The sequence below is a fragment of the Lysobacter soli genome (genome assembly GCF_009755585.1).
Lineage (GTDB): Bacteria > Pseudomonadota > Gammaproteobacteria > Xanthomonadales > Xanthomonadaceae > Lysobacter_J > Lysobacter_J soli.
Window position 1 is genome coordinate 2229086 of sequence record NZ_CP046603.1, and the last position, 18711, is coordinate 2247796.

Annotated in this window: 21 protein-coding genes; 12 read left to right on the forward strand and 9 right to left on the reverse strand. The window is 67.7% G+C overall.

Annotated elements, in window-relative coordinates:
* Nucleotides 1–22: 22 nt before the first annotated feature.
* Nucleotides 23–1018: an AraC family transcriptional regulator gene (locus GOY17_RS09970; protein ID WP_157030294.1), complete on the reverse strand. Its 996-nt coding sequence runs from the start codon at nt 1016–1018 to the stop codon at nt 23–25.
* Nucleotides 1019–1092: 74 nt separating this feature from the next.
* On the opposite strand from GOY17_RS09970, the gene GOY17_RS09975 reads away from it, so the two are divergent.
* From GOY17_RS09975 to paoC, 5 genes are all read left to right on the forward strand, one after another.
* Nucleotides 1093–2322: an MFS transporter gene (locus GOY17_RS09975; protein ID WP_157030295.1), complete on the forward strand. Its 1230-nt coding sequence runs from the start codon at nt 1093–1095 to the stop codon at nt 2320–2322.
* Nucleotides 2323–2332: 10 nt separating this feature from the next.
* A complete protein-coding gene (locus GOY17_RS09980; RefSeq protein ID WP_157030296.1) occupies nt 2333–3364 on the forward strand; it encodes an NADPH-dependent curcumin/dihydrocurcumin reductase in 1032 nt (343 codons plus the stop codon).
* A 93-nt stretch (nt 3365–3457) separates the two neighbouring features.
* Nucleotides 3458–4144, forward strand: a complete 687-nt coding sequence (paoA, locus tag GOY17_RS09985) for an aldehyde dehydrogenase iron-sulfur subunit PaoA (RefSeq protein ID WP_157030297.1) — start codon at nt 3458–3460, stop codon at nt 4142–4144.
* Entirely contained in the window at nt 4141–5097 is a 957-nt protein-coding gene (locus GOY17_RS09990) for an FAD binding domain-containing protein (protein WP_157030298.1), read from the forward strand. Before paoA ends, GOY17_RS09990 begins: the two co-directional genes overlap by 4 nt.
* Entirely contained in the window at nt 5094–7292 is a 2199-nt protein-coding gene (paoC, locus tag GOY17_RS09995; protein WP_157030299.1) for an aldehyde oxidoreductase molybdenum-binding subunit PaoC, read from the forward strand. Before GOY17_RS09990 ends, paoC begins: the two co-directional genes overlap by 4 nt.
* 31 nt (nt 7293–7323) lie before the next feature.
* Here paoC and GOY17_RS10000 read toward each other — a convergent pair whose 3' ends face one another.
* From GOY17_RS10000 to dmeF, 4 genes are all read right to left on the reverse strand, one after another.
* Nucleotides 7324–7635 (reverse strand): hypothetical protein, encoded by a 312-nt coding sequence (locus GOY17_RS10000; protein WP_115842303.1) that lies wholly within the window; start codon nt 7633–7635, stop codon nt 7324–7326.
* Nucleotides 7636–7694: 59 nt separating this feature from the next.
* Nucleotides 7695–8273, reverse strand: a complete 579-nt coding sequence (locus tag GOY17_RS10005; RefSeq protein ID WP_157030300.1) for a TetR/AcrR family transcriptional regulator — start codon at nt 8271–8273, stop codon at nt 7695–7697.
* 26 nt (nt 8274–8299) lie between these two features.
* Nucleotides 8300–8794: a hypothetical protein gene (locus GOY17_RS10010; protein ID WP_157030301.1), complete on the reverse strand. Its 495-nt coding sequence runs from the start codon at nt 8792–8794 to the stop codon at nt 8300–8302.
* An 83-nt stretch (nt 8795–8877) separates the two neighbouring features.
* Complete coding sequence (gene dmeF / locus GOY17_RS10015; protein ID WP_157030302.1) at nt 8878–9834, reverse strand: CDF family Co(II)/Ni(II) efflux transporter DmeF; 957 nt, start codon at nt 9832–9834, stop codon at nt 8878–8880.
* A 51-nt stretch (nt 9835–9885) separates the two neighbouring features.
* Here dmeF and GOY17_RS10020 point away from each other — a divergent pair, with 51 nt between their 5' ends.
* Together GOY17_RS10020 and GOY17_RS10025 are read left to right on the forward strand one after the other, a co-directional pair.
* Entirely contained in the window at nt 9886–10158 is a 273-nt protein-coding gene (locus GOY17_RS10020) for a metal/formaldehyde-sensitive transcriptional repressor (protein WP_115842306.1), read from the forward strand.
* A gap of 333 nt (nt 10159–10491) precedes the next feature.
* Nucleotides 10492–11703 (forward strand): S1 family peptidase, encoded by a 1212-nt coding sequence (locus tag GOY17_RS10025; RefSeq protein WP_198173645.1) that lies wholly within the window; start codon nt 10492–10494, stop codon nt 11701–11703.
* 75 nt (nt 11704–11778) lie between these two features.
* Here GOY17_RS10025 and GOY17_RS10030 read toward each other — a convergent pair whose 3' ends face one another.
* The 4 genes from GOY17_RS10030 to GOY17_RS10045 form a co-directional block, all read right to left on the reverse strand.
* Entirely contained in the window at nt 11779–12786 is a 1008-nt protein-coding gene (locus GOY17_RS10030; protein WP_157030304.1) for a bestrophin family protein, read from the reverse strand.
* A 36-nt stretch (nt 12787–12822) separates the two neighbouring features.
* Nucleotides 12823–13593, reverse strand: a complete 771-nt coding sequence (locus GOY17_RS10035; protein WP_157030305.1) for an SDR family oxidoreductase — start codon at nt 13591–13593, stop codon at nt 12823–12825.
* Nucleotides 13594–13734: 141 nt separating this feature from the next.
* Nucleotides 13735–14778, reverse strand: a complete 1044-nt coding sequence (locus tag GOY17_RS10040) for a LysR family transcriptional regulator (RefSeq protein ID WP_157030306.1) — start codon at nt 14776–14778, stop codon at nt 13735–13737.
* Nucleotides 14775–15041, reverse strand: a complete 267-nt coding sequence (locus tag GOY17_RS10045) for a sigma factor-like helix-turn-helix DNA-binding protein (protein WP_157030307.1) — start codon at nt 15039–15041, stop codon at nt 14775–14777. Before GOY17_RS10045 ends, GOY17_RS10040 begins: the two co-directional genes overlap by 4 nt.
* A gap of 153 nt (nt 15042–15194) precedes the next feature.
* Between GOY17_RS10045 and GOY17_RS10050 the strand changes: the two genes are divergently transcribed.
* The 5 genes from GOY17_RS10050 to modA all read left to right on the forward strand — a co-directional run bounded on the left by GOY17_RS10050 (nt 15195) and on the right by modA (nt 18709).
* Nucleotides 15195–15605 (forward strand): cupin domain-containing protein, encoded by a 411-nt coding sequence (locus GOY17_RS10050; protein WP_157030308.1) that lies wholly within the window; start codon nt 15195–15197, stop codon nt 15603–15605.
* A gap of 71 nt (nt 15606–15676) precedes the next feature.
* Nucleotides 15677–16573: an RNA polymerase sigma-70 factor gene (locus GOY17_RS10055; protein WP_157030309.1), complete on the forward strand. Its 897-nt coding sequence runs from the start codon at nt 15677–15679 to the stop codon at nt 16571–16573.
* A gap of 106 nt (nt 16574–16679) precedes the next feature.
* Nucleotides 16680–17501: an alpha/beta fold hydrolase gene (locus tag GOY17_RS10060; RefSeq protein WP_157030310.1), complete on the forward strand. Its 822-nt coding sequence runs from the start codon at nt 16680–16682 to the stop codon at nt 17499–17501.
* Between the two features lie 154 nt (nt 17502–17655).
* On the forward strand, nt 17656–17862 hold the full coding sequence (locus tag GOY17_RS10065; protein ID WP_115842315.1) for a hypothetical protein: 207 nt from the start codon (nt 17656–17658) through the stop codon (nt 17860–17862).
* 79 nt (nt 17863–17941) lie between these two features.
* Nucleotides 17942–18709 carry a molybdate ABC transporter substrate-binding protein gene (gene modA, locus GOY17_RS10070; RefSeq protein ID WP_157030311.1) on the forward strand — a complete coding sequence of 256 codons (768 nt, stop codon included), beginning with the start codon at nt 17942–17944 and terminating at the stop codon, nt 18707–18709.
* The last annotated feature ends 2 nt before the right edge of the window (nt 18710–18711 follow it).

Consider the following 18711-nt stretch of genomic DNA (forward strand, 5'->3'; position numbering starts at 1 on the left):
CCCGTGATCCGTCTTTGATCGATCACGCGCGCAGCGGTCCCTCGGCCGCACGCACCGCGCTGGGCGGCATCCCCATGATGCGCTTGAAGGCGCGGCTGAAGGAGGCTTCGGAGTCGTAGCCCAAGCGCTCGGCGGCGACGGTGACGCGCATGCCTTCGTGCTGGATCCAGCGCCGCGCCTGGAACATCTTCACCTTCGCGACATAGCGCGCGGGACTTTCGCCGACGGTGCGCGTGAACGCTTCGGCGAAGCGCGAACGCGAGGCGCCCATCAACCGGGCCAGTGCCGGCACGTCCCAGTCGCGTTCGGGCTCGGCGTGGATCGCGGCGATCACCTTGCCCACCTTCGGGCACTGCACCGCGGCGATCCAGCCGGTGGAATCGCTGCAACCGCATTCGACCCAGGCGCGGATGATGCTCGCGGCGAGCACGTCGGCCAGCCGCGCGAGGATCCCGCACGCGCCGATGCGATCGAGCGACACCTCGCGCTCCATGGCTTCGAGAACCGCGAACACAGCCGGATCGCGTTGGACCAGATCGCCCGCGTGCATGAGGTCGGGCATCATCGCCAGCAGCGGATGCAGTGGATCGAGGTTGAAGCGCATCGCGCCGCAGAACATGACATCCGCATCGGCCGGATCGCGCGGCGCATCGTCGGTGGAACGCACCAGGTACAGGTTTTCCGACACCGGTTCGCGCGCGAGTTCGTGGATGTCGACGGCGGGAACGTCGGGCGAACTCGCCATTACGTGGAAGCTGCCGCGCGGCAGCAGCACGGCGTCGCCGGGCCCCAGCCGCTTCCATTCGTCCGCCGCCGTCCACAGCCAGGCAGTGCCGCGTGCGACGAAATGGAACCGCGCGTCGCGCTGCGCCGGAAACGCGATCGCCCACGGCTCGTGCATCACGCAGCGGCCGTATTCGACGCCGTCCAGCCGAAGTCCAAGCAGCACGCGGGTCAGCAGGTCGCTCGCTTCGGGGGGCCGCACGGCAGCCACGTGGCGGGAGGAATCGTCATGCATTGCGGTCGTTCCGGCATTCAAACACCTGCATCGTACGCCTAACCTGCGCTGCCCTTCCCCACTGGCAGCTCCTCGTGTCCTCAACCGAGTGTTCTGTTCCTGATGGCGATGCCGCGCCTGAGGCGTCGTCGGATGCCGCGCATTGGCCGGCCGTCGCGTCCCTCACCCTTGGCGTCTTCGGGCTGGTCACGGCCGAGTTCCTCCCCGCAAGCCTGCTCACCGCAATGGCCGCCGACCTGCGCATCAGCGAAGGCGCCGCAGGCCAGACCGTGACCGCAACGGCGCTCATCGGCGCCATCGCCGCGCCTTCGATTCCCGTGCTCACGCGACGCATGGATCGCCGGCGGGTGATGCTCGCCCTCACCCTCGCGCTGTTGCTGTCGAACACCATCGCGGTCTTCGCCTCGAACCTGACGACCTTGCTGGTCGCACGGGTGCTGCTGGGCGTCGCGCTCGGCGGGTTCTGGTCGATGGCGGCACCGCTCGCGCTGCGGCTGGTGCCCGAGCCGCTGTTTCCGCGCGCGATGTCGCTGATCCTCACCGGCGTATCGGTCGCGACGGTCTGCGCGGCGCCGATCGGCGCGTGGATGGGCGATGCGTGGGGCTGGCGCAGTGCGTTCGTGGCGGCGGGCGCGGTCGGCGTGATCACGCTGGTTGCCCAGTGGCTCACCCTTCCGGCGCTGCCGCCGAAGACGCAGCCGGACCTTCGTGTGCTCGCCGAACTCGTCACGCGAGGACCGGTACGCGCCGCGCTCGTCGTCGTGCTGCTGGTGATCTCCGGGCACTTCGCCGGTTTCACCTACATCCGGCCGCTGATGGAGAACGTCACGCACCTGTCGATCGGCGCGGTCTCCGCCGTGCTGCTGGGTTACGGCATCGGCGGCTTCTTCGGCAACCTCGCGGGCGGCTACGTCGCCGGGCGCAGCGAACGTCACGCGATCGTGTTCGGCAGCGTCGCCATCGCGGCACTTGCCGTCGCGCTGCTGATCGCCGGCCAGTCGGCGGGCGTCGCGTCCGTGGCGATCGTGCTGTGGGGCTTCGCGTTCGGCGCGTTTCCGGTCGGCTTCCAGATCTGGATCGTGCGCGCTGCGCCGGACCAGGCCGAAGGCGCGAGCGGCCTGCTGGTGGCGGCGTTCCAAACCGCCATCGCCACGGGCGCGATCGGCGGCGGCGTGCTGGTCGATCGCATCGGCGCACTGGGCGGTCCGCTGTTCGCCGTCGCCGCGATGACGCTCGGCGCGATGCTGACGCTGCGTTACGGCCCGCGCGGTTCCACTCCCCTTGCCGTCACGGCGTCCCACTGAGACCACGACCATGAGCGAGACCCGCCTCAACCGCCGCTTCACGCTCGCCGCGCGTCCGCAGGGCACGCCGACCGCACGCGACTTCCACTTCGAGACGCAACCCGTGCCGGAACCAGCCGACGGCCAGGTGCTGCTGCGCACGCGCTACCTGTCGCTCGATCCGTACATGCGCGGAATGATGGACGAGGCCGGTCCGGGCTACGCGCCCGCCGTGCAACTCGGCCAGACGATGGTCGGCGGCACCGTCAGCGTCGTCGAAGCCTCGCGCCATCCGCGCTTCAGCGTCGGGCAGCTCGTCCTGTCGAACTCGGGTTGGCAGGACTACGCGCTCTCCGATGGTGCGGACCTCACGCCGCTGGGCGAGATGGCGCAGCCGTCGCTGGCGCTGGGTGGATTGGGCATGCCGGGATTCACGGCCTACGTCGGCCTGCTCGACATCGGCGAACCCAAGCCGGGCGAGACCGTCGTCGTGGCCGCGGCGACGGGCGCGGTCGGTTCCGTCGTCGGCCAACTGGCGAAGCTCAAGGGCGCGCGCGTGGTCGGCATCGCGGGTGGCGCGGACAAGTGCCGGCATGCGGTCGACGTGCTGGGCTTCGACGCCTGCCTGGACCATCGCGAACCCGATCTGAAATCGCGCCTGGCCGCCGCATGCCCCGACGGCATCGACGTGTATTTCGAGAACGTAGGCGGCGAGGTGCTCGACGCGGTACTGCCGCTGCTGAACCTGCACGCGCGCGTCCCGGTGTGCGGGTTCATCGCGCACTACAACCAGCCACGCGGCGGCGAGGCGTCCGTCGACAAACGCACGCAGCTGCTCGGCGTCATCCTCGCCAGGCGCGTGCGCATGCAGGGCTTCATCATCCTCGACCATTACGCGACGCGATTCGCCGACTTCCGGCGCGACATGGCGCAGTGGATCGACGAAGGCCGCATCGTGCTGATCGAGGACATCGTCGATGGCCTCGAACAGGCACCCGATGCGTTCATCGGGCTGCTGCAGGGCCGCAACTTCGGAAAACTCGTCGTGCGCGTATCGGACTAGCGTTGCTGCGATCACGCAGCGCTACCGGGAGTCGTGGTAACAATCGGGAATCGCGATGTCCCCTAGCCATTCCTCTCCCCGGAACCCTAGCCAATGGACAAGGAATCTCCGCTCGACCCGCGCGGTCTCGACATCAATCCGCTCGAAACACGGGTGAGCCGGCGAAAGGTGCTGATCGCGGGCACCGTCACGGCTGCGTCGGGTGCGCTGCCCGCCATGGCGACGCTGGCGAACGAAGCGACCGCCCCCGCGGAGGCCAGGCCAGTGGTGATGTCCAAGGTGACGTTCGAAGTGAACGGCCAGTCGCGCTCGCTCGAACTCGATACGCGCACGACGCTGCTGGACGCGCTGCGCGAGCACTTGCGCCTTACCGGCTCGAAGAAGGGCTGCGACCACGGCCAGTGCGGCGCGTGCACGGTCATCGTCGACGGGCGGCGCATCAATTCGTGCCTGACGCTGGCGGTGATGAACGAAGGCGCGAAGATCACCACGATCGAAGGCCTGGGCACGCCGCAGAACCTGCATCCCATGCAGGCCGCGTTCGTGAAGCACGACGGCTACCAGTGCGGCTACTGCACGCCCGGGCAGATCTGCTCGGCCGTGGCGATGCTGGACGAAGTGAAGGCCGGCATTCCCAGCCACGTGACCGGCGACCTCACCGCACCGACGCGCCTGAGCGTGGACGAGGCGCGCGAGCGCATGAGCGGCAACATCTGCCGGTGCGGCGCCTACTCCAACATCATGGACGCCATTGGCGACGTCGCGGGAGGGCTGGCATGAAGGCCTTCTCGTACGAACGCGCCCGCACGCCGGCCGAAGCCGCCGCGGCGGTCGCACGACAGCCCGGCACGAAGTTCATCGCCGGCGGCACCAACCTGCTCGACCTGATGAAGCTCGACATCGAGACGCCGACGCACCTGGTCGACGTCAACGGCGTCGGGCTCGACGAGATCGCGAAGGCCGATGGCGGCGGGCTGCGCATCGGCGCGCTCGTGCGCAACACGGACTTGGCCGCAGACAAGACCGTGCGGCGCGCCTACCCCGTGCTGTCGCGAGCGCTGCTGTCGGGTGCGTCGGGGCAGCTTCGCAACCGCGCGACCACCGCCGGCAACCTGCTGCAGCGCACGCGCTGCCCCTACTTCTACGACACCGACCAGGCGTGCAACAAACGCCTGCCCGGCAGCGGATGTTCCGCGCTCGGCGGCTTTTCGCGCCACAACGCGATCGTCGGCGTGAGCGATGCCTGCATCGCGACGCACCCCAGCGACATGGCCGTCGCGATGCGCGTGCTCGACGCGGTCGTCGAAACCGTCGACCCGCAGGGCCAGACGCGCGCGATCCCCATCGCCGATCTCCATCGCCTCCCCGGCGAGACGCCGCAAATCGAACACACCTTGAGACCCGGCGAGATGATCACCGCCGTCACGCTGCCCAAACCCGTCGGCGGAACGCAGATCTACCGGAAGGTGCGCGATCGTGCGTCGTATGCCTTCGCGCTCGTGTCGGTGGCGGCGATCGTGCAGCGCGATGGCACCGGGCGCGTGGCGATGGGCGGCGTCGCGCACAAGCCGTGGCGCGTCGAGGCCGCCGACGCCGCGATGCCGCAAGGGGCTCGTGCGGTTGCCTCGGCGTTGCTCGACGGCGCACGCACCACGCACGACAACGCGTTCAAGAAGCCGCTCGCCGAACGCACCATTGCCGCCGTTCTGGTCGAGGCCAGGAGGACCGCATGAAGTTCGACACGCCCGCCACCACCAATCCGATCGACCAGGGCAAGGTCGTCGGCAAGGCGACCGATCGCATCGAAGGCCCGCTGAAGACCACCGGCACCGCGCCTTACGCCTACGAACGCCACGACGTCGTGCCGAACCAGGCGTACGGCTACGTCGTCGGCGCCGGCATCGCGAAGGGGCGCATTGCGCTTCTGGACGACAGCGCCGCGCGCAAGGCGCCGGGCGTGCTCGCCGTCGTGACCGCGAAGAACGCCGGCACGCTCGGGCTGGGCCGGTTCAACACGGCCAGGCTGCTCGGCGGGCCGGAGATCCAGCACTACCACCAGGCCATCGCCGTGGTCGTCGCCGAAACCTTCGAGCAGGCGCGCGCCGCCGCGCAGCTCATCCGCGTCGACTACCAGCGCACGAAAGGCGCGTACGACCTGGAGAAAGCCAAGCCTGACGCCATCGCGCCGAAGAACGAGAAGCCCGACAGCGGTGCGGGCGATTTCGAAACGGCCTTCAGGAACGCGCCGGTGCAGTTCGACGCGACCTACACGACGCCCGACGAATCGCACGCGATGATGGAGCCGCACGCGTCCATCGCCGCGTGGAATGGCGACAAGCTCACCGTGTGGACGTCGAACCAGATGATCGACTGGGGCGTCGGCGACCTCGCGAAAACGCTCGGCATCCCGAAGGAGAACGTCCGCCTCATCTCGCCCTACATCGGCGGCGGCTTCGGCGGAAAGCTCTTCCTTCGCGCCGACGCACTGATGGCGGCGCTCGGCGCGCGCGCGGCGAAGCGGCCGGTGAAGGTCGCGCTGCAGCGCCCCCTGATGATCAACAACACCACGCATCGCCCCGCCACGATCCAGCGCGTGCGCCTGGGCGCGACGAAGGACGGCAAGCTCACCGCGATCGGCCACGAGAGCTGGAACGGCGACCTGCCTGGCGGCGGGCTCGAAGTGGCGACGCAGCAGACGCGCCTGCTCTACGCCGGCGAGAACCGCATGACTCGCATGCGCCTGGCGACGCTCGACTTGCCCGAAGGCAACGCGATGCGCGCGCCCGGCGAAGCGCCGGGCATGATGGTGCTGGAAGTGGCGATGGACGAGATGGCGGAAAAGCTGGGCATGGACCCGGTGGAATTCCGCATCCTCAACGACACGCAGGTCGATCCGGAAAACCCGTCGCGACCGTTCTCCAAGCGCCAGTTCGTGCAATGCCTGCGCACCGGCGCCGAGCGTTTCGGCTGGAACAAGCGCGCGACCAAACCCGGCAGCGTGCGCGAAGGACGCTGGCTGGTCGGCATGGGGATGGCGAGCGCGTTCCGCAACAACCTGCTGACCAAGTCGGCGGCGCGCGTGCGGCTGGATGGACGCGGCATCGTCACCGTAGAAACCGACATGACCGACATCGGCACCGGTTCGTACACGATCATCGCGCAGACCGCCGCGGAGATGATGGGCGTGCCGCTCGACAACGTCGTGGTGAAACTGGGCGATTCGACGTTCCCCGTTTCGTGCGGCTCGGGCGGACAGTGGGGCGGCAACAACTCCACCGCGGGCGTATTCGCCGCGTGCTCGAAACTGCGCGAGGACGTCGCGAAGAAACTCGGCGTCGATCCCGCGACGGCGACGTTCGTCGACGGGCGCGTCGAATCGGGCGATCGTCGCCTCGCGCTCGCCGATGCCGCGAAGGACGGGGAACTGGTCGCCGAGGACCGCATCGAATACGGCGACCTCGACAAGCGTTACCAGCAATCCACCTTCGGCGCGCATTTCTGCGAAGTCGCGGTGCATGCCGACACCGGCGAGATCCGCGTGCGTCGCATGCTGGCCGTGTGCGCGGCCGGCCGCATCCTCAACCCGAAGGCGGCGCGCAGCCAGGTGATCGGCGCGATGACGATGGGCGTGGGCGCCGCGCTGATGGAGGAACTCGCCATCGACCAGCGCCTGGGCTTCTTCGTCAATCACGACCTCGCCAGCTACGAAGTGCCGGTGCATGCCGACATCCCGCACCAGGACGTGATCTTCCTCGACGAAACCGACCCGATGTCATCGCCGATGAAAGCCAAGGGCGTGGGCGAACTGGGCATCTGCGGCGTCGGCGCGGCGGTGGCGAACGCGATCCACAACGCGACGGGATTCCGCGTGCGCAAATACCCGATCACGCTGGACAAGCTGCTCGATCACCTGCCGGAGATCGCCTGACCTGGAACTTCCGTGCGGCGAGCGATCGCCGCTACGGAAGCTTGAACTTGCGCGTCGTGCGCAGCGGCCAGAGCGAGGTGAACTTCGCGCCGCCGACGAGGCGATAGGCGCTCGACACGCCGTTCTCGATGCCCATGCGCTCGAGCACGTCACGCGCCTTGCGAAACGACTGCCGCGGATCGGCCGTCAGCATGAACAGGTTGATCTCGTCGCGACTGACGTCATAACCCTCGAGTTCGACCTTGTCGCCAAGCGCCTGCTTCAGCTCGGCCTCGATGGTCGCAAGGAAGTCCTCGTTCGCCAGCGACTTGCGCCAGAACTTGATGATCAGCTGGTAGTCCATGGGGCGATTGTAAGTGCATTGGGGTGACGGGCTCGCGGGCTTCGAGCGCACACGCCGCGTCAGGACGCCTTCAACCGGTCGGTTGCCGTCCTCGCGATCGTCCAGAAGAGCGACGCGTCCCCGGCCGCACGCGCGGCGAGCATGGCCCCGTGGATCGAGGCGACGAAGGTCACTGCTTCCGACGCAGCGCTGTCGCGCAATTCGATGACGCCCTTCGAAGTGCCCTCCTCCAGCGTGCTGGCGATCCAGGCGTGCAGCTCGTCGAAGTGCCCCTTCACCTCATCGGCGACTTCGGCCGGGACCGAAGGCAGTTCCGCTGCCAGCAACGCACAGATGCAGATCGGCGGGCTCGCCTTCTCTATGCACTCGGCCCAGAAGCGGCTGTAGGCCGTCAGTCGATCCATCGCATCGGGGACCGCATCGTCCAGCGCCTGCAGGCCGGCGCGCGTCGCATTCCGATGCACGACGACCGTGGCTTTGACCAGGTCGGCCTTGCTCGGGAAGTGGTGATGGATGCTGGCCTTGCGCACTTCGACCAGCTCGGCGATATCCGCGTAGCTGAAGCCGTTGTAGCCACCCGCCGCGATCAGCTCGTTCGCACGCTGGATGATTTCCTGCGCTTTCGGGGAGTACTGCATCGACGTCTCCGGATCGGGCTGCGACATCACGCAGCTGACGGATTCAAGGCGGGACGCTGCTTCGCGATCGACCGCAACTGCAGCGGAACGCCGACCAGCAGCAACAGCAGCAGCACGCCCTGCGCGCCGAGCAGCAGCGGGTCCTTCATGTCCGTCACCAGCGGATGGCCGGCGGGCAGGCGGCGGAGGCTCTCGCTGACGGTCGGCACCATCAGCAGGAATACGCTGAGGCTCAGCGCCGTCGTTTCGACGTAGTGCGCGGCGCGCGGCCGGCCCGGCCACTTCGAGAGGCCATAGCCCACCAGCAGCGCGACGAGCGTGACCGTGGCGACGATCGCGCTCACGGGTTGGTGCGCGATCGGATAGACCGTGAGCACGCCGACCAGCATGAACCAGAAGTACGCCCTCCCCGCCCGGGTCGCCGGGGCGATGCGGCCATGCTTGAACAGCATGTACGCGGCGAGCGGGATGGCCGGGAGGCTGCCCAGCGTGTGCAGCCAGCCGAGGGGGGAAATGGTCATGGGTCGCTCCTGTAGGTGCAGGAACTCTACCTACCAGTTGGTAGGCTGGCAAGCCCTCGCCACACACAAGGGCTTCGCTGACCCTACCGGGTGGCGTGCCGCACCTCGATCGTCGCGTGCACGATCTCCTCGTGGACGGACAGCGCCTTGTGGAAGACGTCCGGTTCGACCGGCGCATCGGTGACGACCTCCGCCGTGCAGGCGTACTTTCCGCGTCCGACCTGCCAGACATGCAGATCGCTGATGCGAGCGCGAACGTCGCCCTCCTCGATCGCTTCGCGGATCTCCTGCACGACCGGCGCGTCCATCTGTGCATCGAGCAGGATGCGCCCGCTGTCGCGGACCAGGCCCCAGGCCCAGACCGCCACCAGCGCCGCACCGACGAGGCCCATCACCGGATCCAGCCACGCCGCGCCGAACATCATGCCGCCCAGCAGCGCCACGATGGCGAGCACCGACGTCGCCGCATCGGCGATCACGTGCAGGTAGGCGGAGCGCTGATTCAGATCGTGGTGGTGGTGAGGTCCGTGGTGATGATGGTCATGGCCGTTGTGATGGTCATGGTGGTCGTGCCCATGCGAATGATGGTCGCGCAGCCACCACGCGCACAGCAGGTTGACCGCGAGGCCGACCACCGCGATGGCGATGGCCTGCTCGTAATGGATCGCGCTCGGGTTGAACAGGCGTTCGACCGACTGGAACGCCATCAGCGCCGCCACGCCCATCAGCGCGATGGCGCTGGTGTAGCCGCCGAGGATCTCGATCTTCCAGGTGCCGAACGCGAATCGCCGGTCGCCCGCGTAGCGCCGCGCGCATGCGTAAGCGAACGCCGACAGACCCAGCGCCAGCGCGTGCGAGCTCATGTGCCAGCCGTCGGCGAGCACGGCCATCGAGTTGAACCACCAGCCGCCGGTGATCTCGATGACCATCATGGCCAGCGTCAGCCACATCGCGCGGCGGGTGTTGCGTTCGGCGAGCGGGTTGCCCTGGTCGAAGGCGTGACTGTGGCGCCGGCTGTCGGCGATGGCGTCGAGGTTCATGCGTGAGGCGTGCTGGACTGGATACCCCCATAGGGTATAGCCTCGCGTCCCATGGCGCACGTCAATCGCGACAAGAAGAAGCTGCTGACCCGCGTACGGCGCGTGGCCGGCCAGGTGGCGGCGCTCGAGCATGCGCTCGAAGCCGATGCCGACTGCGCGGACGTGCTCATCCAGATCGCGGCCGCCAAGGGTGCGATCCACGGGCTGATGATGGAAGTCCTGTCCGGCCACCTCGCCGAACACGTCGTGGCCGAAGCGTCGCCGACGAAGCGTGCCCGCGAAGCGCAGGCGATCGTCGAGCTGCTGAAGGGCTACGCGAAGTAGTTCGCGGCAACCAACCCGGTGGCAAGAACGCCCATTCAACCGGGTAGCGAAAGCAGCCTCATCCATCGCAAATGCGCGGGCGGCGTGATCTCCACGCGCGGCCTTGCTTCACGAACTTCCGACAGTTCTCCGACAGCAAGAGCCTGCGATCGCGTAGCGCATCACAGAAATCGGCGTGCGATCGTCGGGCGATCGGAGCCTGCGGCGAACTTCACACGCTGCTAGCAAAGTCGACAGCAGCATCCGTCGTCCGGGCCGTTCGACTGCACCCAGACCACGCCGTAATCGCGAAAAGCCCGGCGAATCCGACCTTCCACTTCCGGGGTAATGCCGATGCGCAAGTTCGCTTCCTGGGCCCGTCGCGGCCTGATTCTGCTTTCGCCGATTCCGCTGTTCGCCGCGATGACGGCGCACGCTGCCGATCCGTCCGACACGCTGCACGCCTCGGTGCGCGCGGCGATGGAGCGCGACCTCAATCTCACCTCGAACCAGCTCTCGCAGTACCTGCGCATCGAACGGCTTGCGAACGTGCAGGAGAGACAACTGGCGAAGGCGCAGGGTCGCGCGTTCGCGGGAAGCTGGATCGAACGCAAGGCCAACGGCGAATTCCATGTCGTCGTGGCGACGACGTCCCTGCGCGCAGCGAAGGGAACGGCCGACGTCGAAGTCCGCAATGCCCGCCACAGCCTGGTGCAACTTGAAACCGCCAAGGGTCAGCTCGACGGCCTGCTCGCTCGCGCCGGCAAGGTGCCGGCGGGCGTGTACGGCTGGTACGTCGACCTGCCGCGCAACAGTCTCGTGGTGAGCGTGGGCAAGGGCCGGGAACAGGCCGGCATCGATTTCGTCGCCGCCAGCGGCGCCGACGTGCAGACCGTGCGCATCGAAACCGCCGAGGAACAACCGAGCCTGCGCGTCGCGCTCGAAGGCGGCCTGGGCTACCTGCGCAATCCGGGAGACGGTTACCTCTACGCCTGCTCGATCGGATTCCCCGTGACCCAGGGCGGCTACGTCACGGCCGGCCACTGCGGCGACGCGGGCGAGCCGGTGTACTTCGAGCCGTCGCAGTGGACGCTCGGGCCGAAGATCGGATCGTTCGTCGCTTCCAGCTTCCCCGCGGCAGGACAGACCGGTAACGACTTCGCCTGGGTGAAGGTCGATTCGGGCCACACGCTGGCGCCGACGGTCGATGGATACGGCAACGGAGACGTCACCGTTCGCGGCAGCACCGAAGCGGCGGTCGGCGCGGCGATCTGCCGTTCGGGTCGAACGACCGGATGGCGCTGCGGCACCATCGAGGCGAAGAACCAGACGGTGAGCTACAGCACCGGCGAGACGATCCTCAACCTCACGCGCACCACGGCGTGCTCCGAAGGCGGCGATTCCGGCGGCTCGTTCATCACCGGCGCGGGCCAGGCACAAGGCGTCCTTTCGGGCGGCAGCGGCAGCTGCAAGGGCAAGACGCCGAACAACCGCACGCGCAGCTTCTACCAGCCGGTGCTGCCGATCCTGCAGAACTACAACCTGACGCTGCTCACCGGCACCTGATCGCCGTTCCGTATCGCGTGACAGCAAACGCCCCGGCTTGCCGGGGCGTTTCTTTGTGCGGTCGACGAGTCCGCCTCACATCGCGATGTCGCCCGTCGCGAGCGTTTCGGCCGGCACGCCCTGCTCGCCCAGCAGTTCGCGCAGGTCGATCTCCACTTCCTGGCTGATGCGGCTGATCGGCACGTCGTTGGCGCCGCCTTCGAACGGGTTCTCCGTGCTCTCGCCGACCAGGTCGAGCGCGCAGTACATCCACGAAATCAACAGGCTCAGCGGGATGACGAGCCACACCATGCCGCCCTTCGCCCAGCCGTCGACCGCCGCGTTGAGGCGCTCGAACTCGCCGATCATGCCGAACGGCAGCAGCACGCACATGATCCGCACGAACAGCGTGTTGATGAACGCATGCTGCCGCGGATACGGGAAATCCTTGATGCGTTCGCTCTTCCCCTGCAGGTCCTGGAAATCGCGAATGAGCTTCTGCAGATCGGAGAAACCGTTCATCGTGAGCTTGCCGTCGGCGAGCATCTCCTTCGTCGCGCGGCTTTGAAGCCCCAGCACCTGCAGGGCGCGATTGCGCGATTCCAGTACCTGCGCCGCCTCGCCCGGCGGCAGGTACTTCACCAGTTCGTTCGCCAGCGTCTGCTCGCGTTCGGGGATGCGGTAAAGGCGGAGGTATTCGACGTTGTTCGCCTTCCGCGCGTTCTCCCACACGCGCGGCTGGCGCATCTCGAAGCGCAGTGCGGCCAGCCACGCAAGGTGGCGATACACCAGGCTGCGCGCAGCGTCGCTGTTTGCGCAGAGGTCGCGCGCCGTCGCGCCCAGCACGCGGCTGCTGCTGGCGATCGACGACCAGACCTGCTGCGCCTCCTGCATGCGGTTGTAGGTCTGCACGTTCTTGAAGCCCGACGACAGCGCCACCGTGGTGCCCAGGAGGAACACGACGCCCCAGGGAATCGCGAGCCAGTGCCAGCCCGCCAGCTGGTACAGCAGGACGGGCACCGCGCTCACCACGATCAGCACGTAGATCGTGCGTCGCGTCCAGCCGATGAACTCGGGCAGCTTGTAGGACTTTCCGGTGTGCATGACGGTTGCTCCTCGACGCTGGATGCGTGAACGGCTTCAGCCGCGGGCGGCGGGACGTGCGACGTCCGCGCGCTGCAGCCACTGCGCGAACCCGAGTTCGCCCTGCCACGCTTCACCGTCGGGAACGAGCGTGTCGTCCTGCAGTTCCACGCCGAAGTACAGCGCGTGCGGATCGCCGACGACCTTGCGCTCGTCCTTCGTGCTGTCGAGAAATCGCTGCGCGAGTTCGGACAGGCGAACGCGCTCCGGCCCGGCGATCTCGGTCACGCCGTTCACCGGCGCGCCGAGCGCATGGCGCGTCACCGCATCGGCGACGTCGTCGGACGCGATGGGCTGCACGTTGGCGGTGGGCAGTCGCACGACGCCGTCCTGCTCGCCGGACTTCACGATGCCCGGCAGGAACTCGAAGAACTGCGTGGAATGGATGATGGTGTACGGAATGCCCGATTCGCGGATCAGTCGTTCCTGCTCGGCCTTGCCGACGAAGTATCCGCTGCCGGACAGCTTCTGCGTGCCGACGACCGACAGCGCGATGTGGTGGCCGACGCCCGCCTTCGCTTCCGCGGCGAGCAGGTTCTGTCCGGCGGTCTGGAAGAATTTCAGCGCCGATTCGCGATCGAACGCCGGCGAGTTCGCAAGATCGACCACGACCTGCGCGCCGGCCAGTGCGGCGTCGAGCCCTTCACCACTGAGCACGTCGATGCCGTTGGCCGGTGCGCCTACGACGACTTCATGGCCCGCCTTGCGGAGGCGCTCGACGACCTTGCTGCCGATAAGCCCGGTTCCACCGATGACGACGACTTTCATGACGACCTCCGCTAGCGGGTGAGCCGACGCGCACGAACGCTGCGCCGGGATGGTGGATGAACTTCGATGCTAGGAATCGCGTCGCCGTGGCGGTAGACCTTCACGCGGACGCAGGTTGTTGCCCTGGACGCATCAATCGCATCAGGCCGCGACTGCGCGCGATGCCTGCGTCGATTCCCAGTGCGCCATCACGTCCAGATCCAGCGCCCGCACCTGCGCGGTGATGTAGTCGATGAACGCGCGGATGCGCTTGGGTTGCTGGCGTCGGCTCAGGTAGCACAGGTAATGGCCGCGATCGTCCGGGGCGAACGCATCCAGGCACGTCACCAGCGCGCCGTCGCATATCGCATCGCGCACCTGGTAGGCAGGCAGCTGCGCGATGCCCTGCCCGTCCAGCGCGGCCTGCATCGCGAGGTCCGCATCGTTGAACACCAGCGTGGACGATGGCCGCAGGCTCAGCGGCTTTCCATCCACACGGAAATCCCACGATTGCAGCCGCCCGTTCGCCAGGCGCTGGTTGATGCACGGGTGCGCGTCCAGCTCGGCGACGATCTGCGGCAAACCATTGCGCCGCGCGTAATCGGGCGAAGCGCATGCCAGCAGCTGCATCGGAATCAGCTGTTTCGCGATCACCTGGCTGTCTTCCAGTGCGCCGTCGCGGAATGCGATGTCGATGCGGTCGCCGGCGAGATCCAGGACTCGATCTTCGAGCAGGAGTTCGATCGACACGGCAGGAAACTGCGCGCGGAAGCCCGCCAGCAGCGGCGCGATGACCTTGCGCCCGAAGGCGTGCGTCGCGCTGATGCGGAGCTCGCCTCGGGGCGGGCCTTCGCGCAGGTCGCGCATCTCCTCCAGCGCCTGCAGGATGCGTTCGACGCCCGGGCGGCAGCCTTCGTAAAACAGCTCGCCCTCGCGCGTGAGCGAGGTCGAACGCGTGGTGCGCAGGAACAGTCGCGCGCCGAGCTGGCTTTCGAGTTTCTGGACGCTGCGACTCACCGCCGAGCGGCCGATGCCGAGGCGATCGGCGGCACGCGCGAAGCTGCCTTCGCTGGCGACGGCGATGAAGGCGACCACGCCGGCGTAACTGGCGGCGAAGCTTGCGGTCAGCGCATCGCTGACGTCGATTTTCGCGATGGCCTTGATCGCGTGCGGATCGGGTTCGGGTGCGAGGCGGGCGATATTCATGACGGTCTCGTGGGAGAAGCCAGGCGCCGTGCGTGTTCGTGCGCGCAGCGGCGCGCCGTCGCCAGGTGCTCGCCGCACGCCGCAGGCGGCTGGCCGAGGACGAGCGAGACATCCTCGAGGGTGGCGCCGAACACGTCGTGCAGCATGAAGGCGGCGCGGGCGGTGGGAGGCAAGGCATCCAGCACGGAAAGGAATTCCGCCCACACGCGTTCGGCCGGCGTCGGCAGGCGCTTGTCGAGAGGCAGGGGGAAATCCGCGTCCATGCCCTGTAGACGTTGCAGGGCGGCCGCGTGTGACGAGGCCGTTCCGGCGCGCCATTGGTGCACCGCGCGCAACACGGTGCGTCCGCGGCGATGGCTACCCGCGCCCTCCCCGACTGCCTAGCCTGACCTCGTCCCCCACACCGGTCCTTCGCCATGCGCCTGTCGCCGATCGCCTTCGCGCTGACGTCCTTCTTCGTCGTCGGCACGAGTCTTGCCGCCGAACCCGCCACCGCACCGGAACCCGTCGTCACGCCCGTGATGACCAGGGCGCTGGAGGATTACCCCGGCAAGGAAGTCACGATCCTCGAGGTCGCGTACCCGCCCGACGGCGCCGACCCGATCCACCGCCATGACGCACACGGCTTCGTGTACGTGCTCGAAGGCAGCATCGTCATGGGCGTGAAGGGCGGACCGGAAATCACGCTGAAGCCCGGAGAAGCCTTCCACGAAGGCCCGCGCGACCTCCACACCGTCGGCCGCAACGCAAGCAGGACCGAGCCGGCGAAGTTCGTCGTCTTCCTGCTCAAGGACGTGGGCAAGCCGCCGGTCCTTCCGCCGAAGTGACCGCGCCGCGCTGTCATCCCGGCGCCGACGCGCTGTGCCACACTCGGGGTTCCGATCCGTTCGAGCGCGCGATGGACGACGCCACCGCCACCTTCGGTCGCCTGCAACCGCGCCTGCTCGGCGTGGCATACCGGATGCTCGGATCGATGGCCGAAGCCGAGGACGTGGTGCAGGACGTGTGGCTGCGCTGGCACGACACGGACACCGGTCGCGTCGACAACGCCGAAGCCTGGCTGGTCGCGTCCACCACGCGGCGCGCGATCGACAAGCTTCGGCTCGCGCGCACGCATCGCGAACATTACGTCGGCATCTGGCTGCCCGAACCGGTACTCACCGATTTCGACGGCGCATCGCCCACGCCGGAACAGGTGGAGGAAGCGGCGAGCGACCTGTCGATCGCCTTCCTCACGGTGCTCGAACGCCTGGCGCCCGACGCGCGCGCGGCCTTCCTGCTGCATGAAGTGTTCGACGCCGATTACGCGCAGATCGCCGAGGTCGTCGGCAAATCCGAGGCCGCGTGCCGTCAGATCGTGCATCGCGCGAAGGCGCAGCTGCGCGACGAACGCCCGCGCTACCACGTGCCCGACGACGTGCATCGCCGGCTGATGCAGCGCTTCCTCGACGCGGTCGCCAGCGGCGATTTCAGCGGCATGAAGGCGTTGATGGCCGAGTCGGCGGTGCTGGTCGGCGACGGTGGCGGCGTGGTCACGAGTTTCCCGAGGCCGATGGTCGGTGGCGATCGCATCGCCGCGCTGCTCTACGCCGCGCGACTGCGCTTCAAGGAAGGCCTGCGCCACGAACTGGCGCTGGTCAACGGCCGCATGGGATTGCTGCGCTACATACAGGGCGAACTGGAATCGGTGATGTCGTTCGAAACCGACGGCGAGCGCATCGTCAACGTCTTCGTGCAACGCAATCCCGAGAAATTGCGGCTGGTTTCGGCGCATCACGTGTTGCGATTGCAGTAAGCCGAACACGTTCATCACTGCGCGGCGGCGAACCGGCGCGCATCAGGATCCATGTTGTTGCTGCTCCACCCGATGCTCCACCCTCCCCCACACGAGGACCACCGACATGAGCTACATCACCACGCAGGACGGCACCCAGATCTTCTACAAGGACTGGGGCACCGGCCAGCCCATCGTCTTCCACCACGGCTGGCCGCTGTGTGGTGACGACTGGGACACGCAGATGCAGTTTTTCCTGGCGGAGGGCTATCGCGTGATCGCGCACGACCGCCGCGGCCACGGCCGTTCGACGCAGACCGCCACCGGCAACGAGATGGACACCTACGCCGCCGACGTCGCCGCACTCGCGAAGGAACTCGACCTGCGCGACGCGATCCACATCGGCCATTCCACCGGCGGCGGCGAGGCGGCGCGCTATGTCGCAAAGCACGGCAAGGGCCGCGTCGCGAAGCTGGTGCTGATCGGCGCCGTGCCGCCGGTGATGGTGAAGTCGGCAAGTAATCCCGGCGGCCTGGACAAATCCGTGTTCGATGGCATTCGCGCAAGCGTCATGGCCGATCGCGCCGGCTGCTACTGGGACTTCCCGGTGCCGTTCTACAGCTACAACCGCGATGGGGCGAAGCTGTCGGAGGCGGTCCGCCAGAACTGGTGGCGCCAGGGCATGATGGGCGGCGCGAAGCCGCAGTACGACTGCATCGCCGCGTTCTCCGAAACCGACTTCACTGAAGACCTCAAGAGCATCGAGGTGCCCACGCTGGTGATGCACGGCGACGACGACCAGATCGTGCCGATCGACGATTCGGCGCGCCTCTCGGCCAAGCTGCTGCGCAATGCGACGCTGAAGGTGTATCCGGGTTTCCCGCATGGCATGTGCACGACGCACGCCGACACGATCAACCCGGATCTGCTGGCCTTCATCCGCAGCTGATCCACGCTTGATCGGACCATCGGTGCGCCGGCGTTCGCGTCGGCGCACCTCGCAAACGTTCCAACGCGGGAAAGGCTCCGCCGTTCAGGCATTCAGCCACGTCGTAACAAAAGTGGCGTAGGGTCGTACATCCCCGTCGAATCGGGAGTGCGCCATGCACGAGCTGCCCGTCACCGATAGCCAGCGGTCGTTCCTCGAGGATCTCGGACGCACCGCACGCGCCCATCTGTCGCACCTGGACTGGGATGAAGTCGAGCCGCACCTGCGGCTGGGCTGGTACTCCAGCGTCCTGTCCAACGACCTGGACTGGGGCCACGTGGAGGCGATCGCGCACGAGAGCTGGGCGCGGGATCCGTTCTGACCGGACAGGGCTCCGAGGAGGCGCCGTCGCGGCGGATGCGCTATATAGCGCCCTATATCCCGCCCGCCAGGAGCCTCCGATGTCCGCCTGGATCCGCCGTGCCGCGCTGTGCGCGCTGGCGCTTGCCCTCGCCTTCCCCGCGCTCGCCGAACCGCCGGTCCGCGTGTTCGCCGCCGCCAGCCTGACCAACGCGCTCAACGACATCGCCACCGAATGGCAGAAGGCCGGCCACGCGAAGCCGAGCCTCGCCTTCGCGGCGTCTTCGGCGCTCGCGAAGCAGATCGAGGCCGGCGCGCCCGCCGATGTCTTCGCCTCGGCCGATCTCGTGTGGATGGATTACCTGGCCCAGCGCGGCAAGCTGCAGCCCGGCACTCGAGCCAACGTCGTCGGAAATTCACTCGTCCTGATCGTGCCGCAGGGCCGGCGCTTCCCCATGACCATGAAGCGCGGCTTCGACCTGGCCCGCGCGTTCAACGGAAAGGTGTGCACCGGCGAGCCCGGCGTCGTCCCGGTCGGCATCTACGCGCGCGAGGCGCTGCAGCAGCTGGGCTGGTGGAACGCGCTACAAACTCGCGTCGTCGGCACCGACGACGTGCGCACGGCGCTGGCGTTCGTTGAGCGCGGGGAATGCCCGCTCGGCATCGTCTACGCGACCGACGCGAAGATCAGCCGGAAGGTCGAAGTCCTCGCGACATTCCCCGCCGACACGCACAAGCCCATCGTCTACCCGATCGCCGCCGTGCGTGGCGCACGCCCCGAAACCGCGGCGTTCCTGCAGTTCGTGAAGACGTCGAAGACGGCGGCGCACATCTTCGCAAAGTATGGATTCACCACCGGAACGCGCTGACG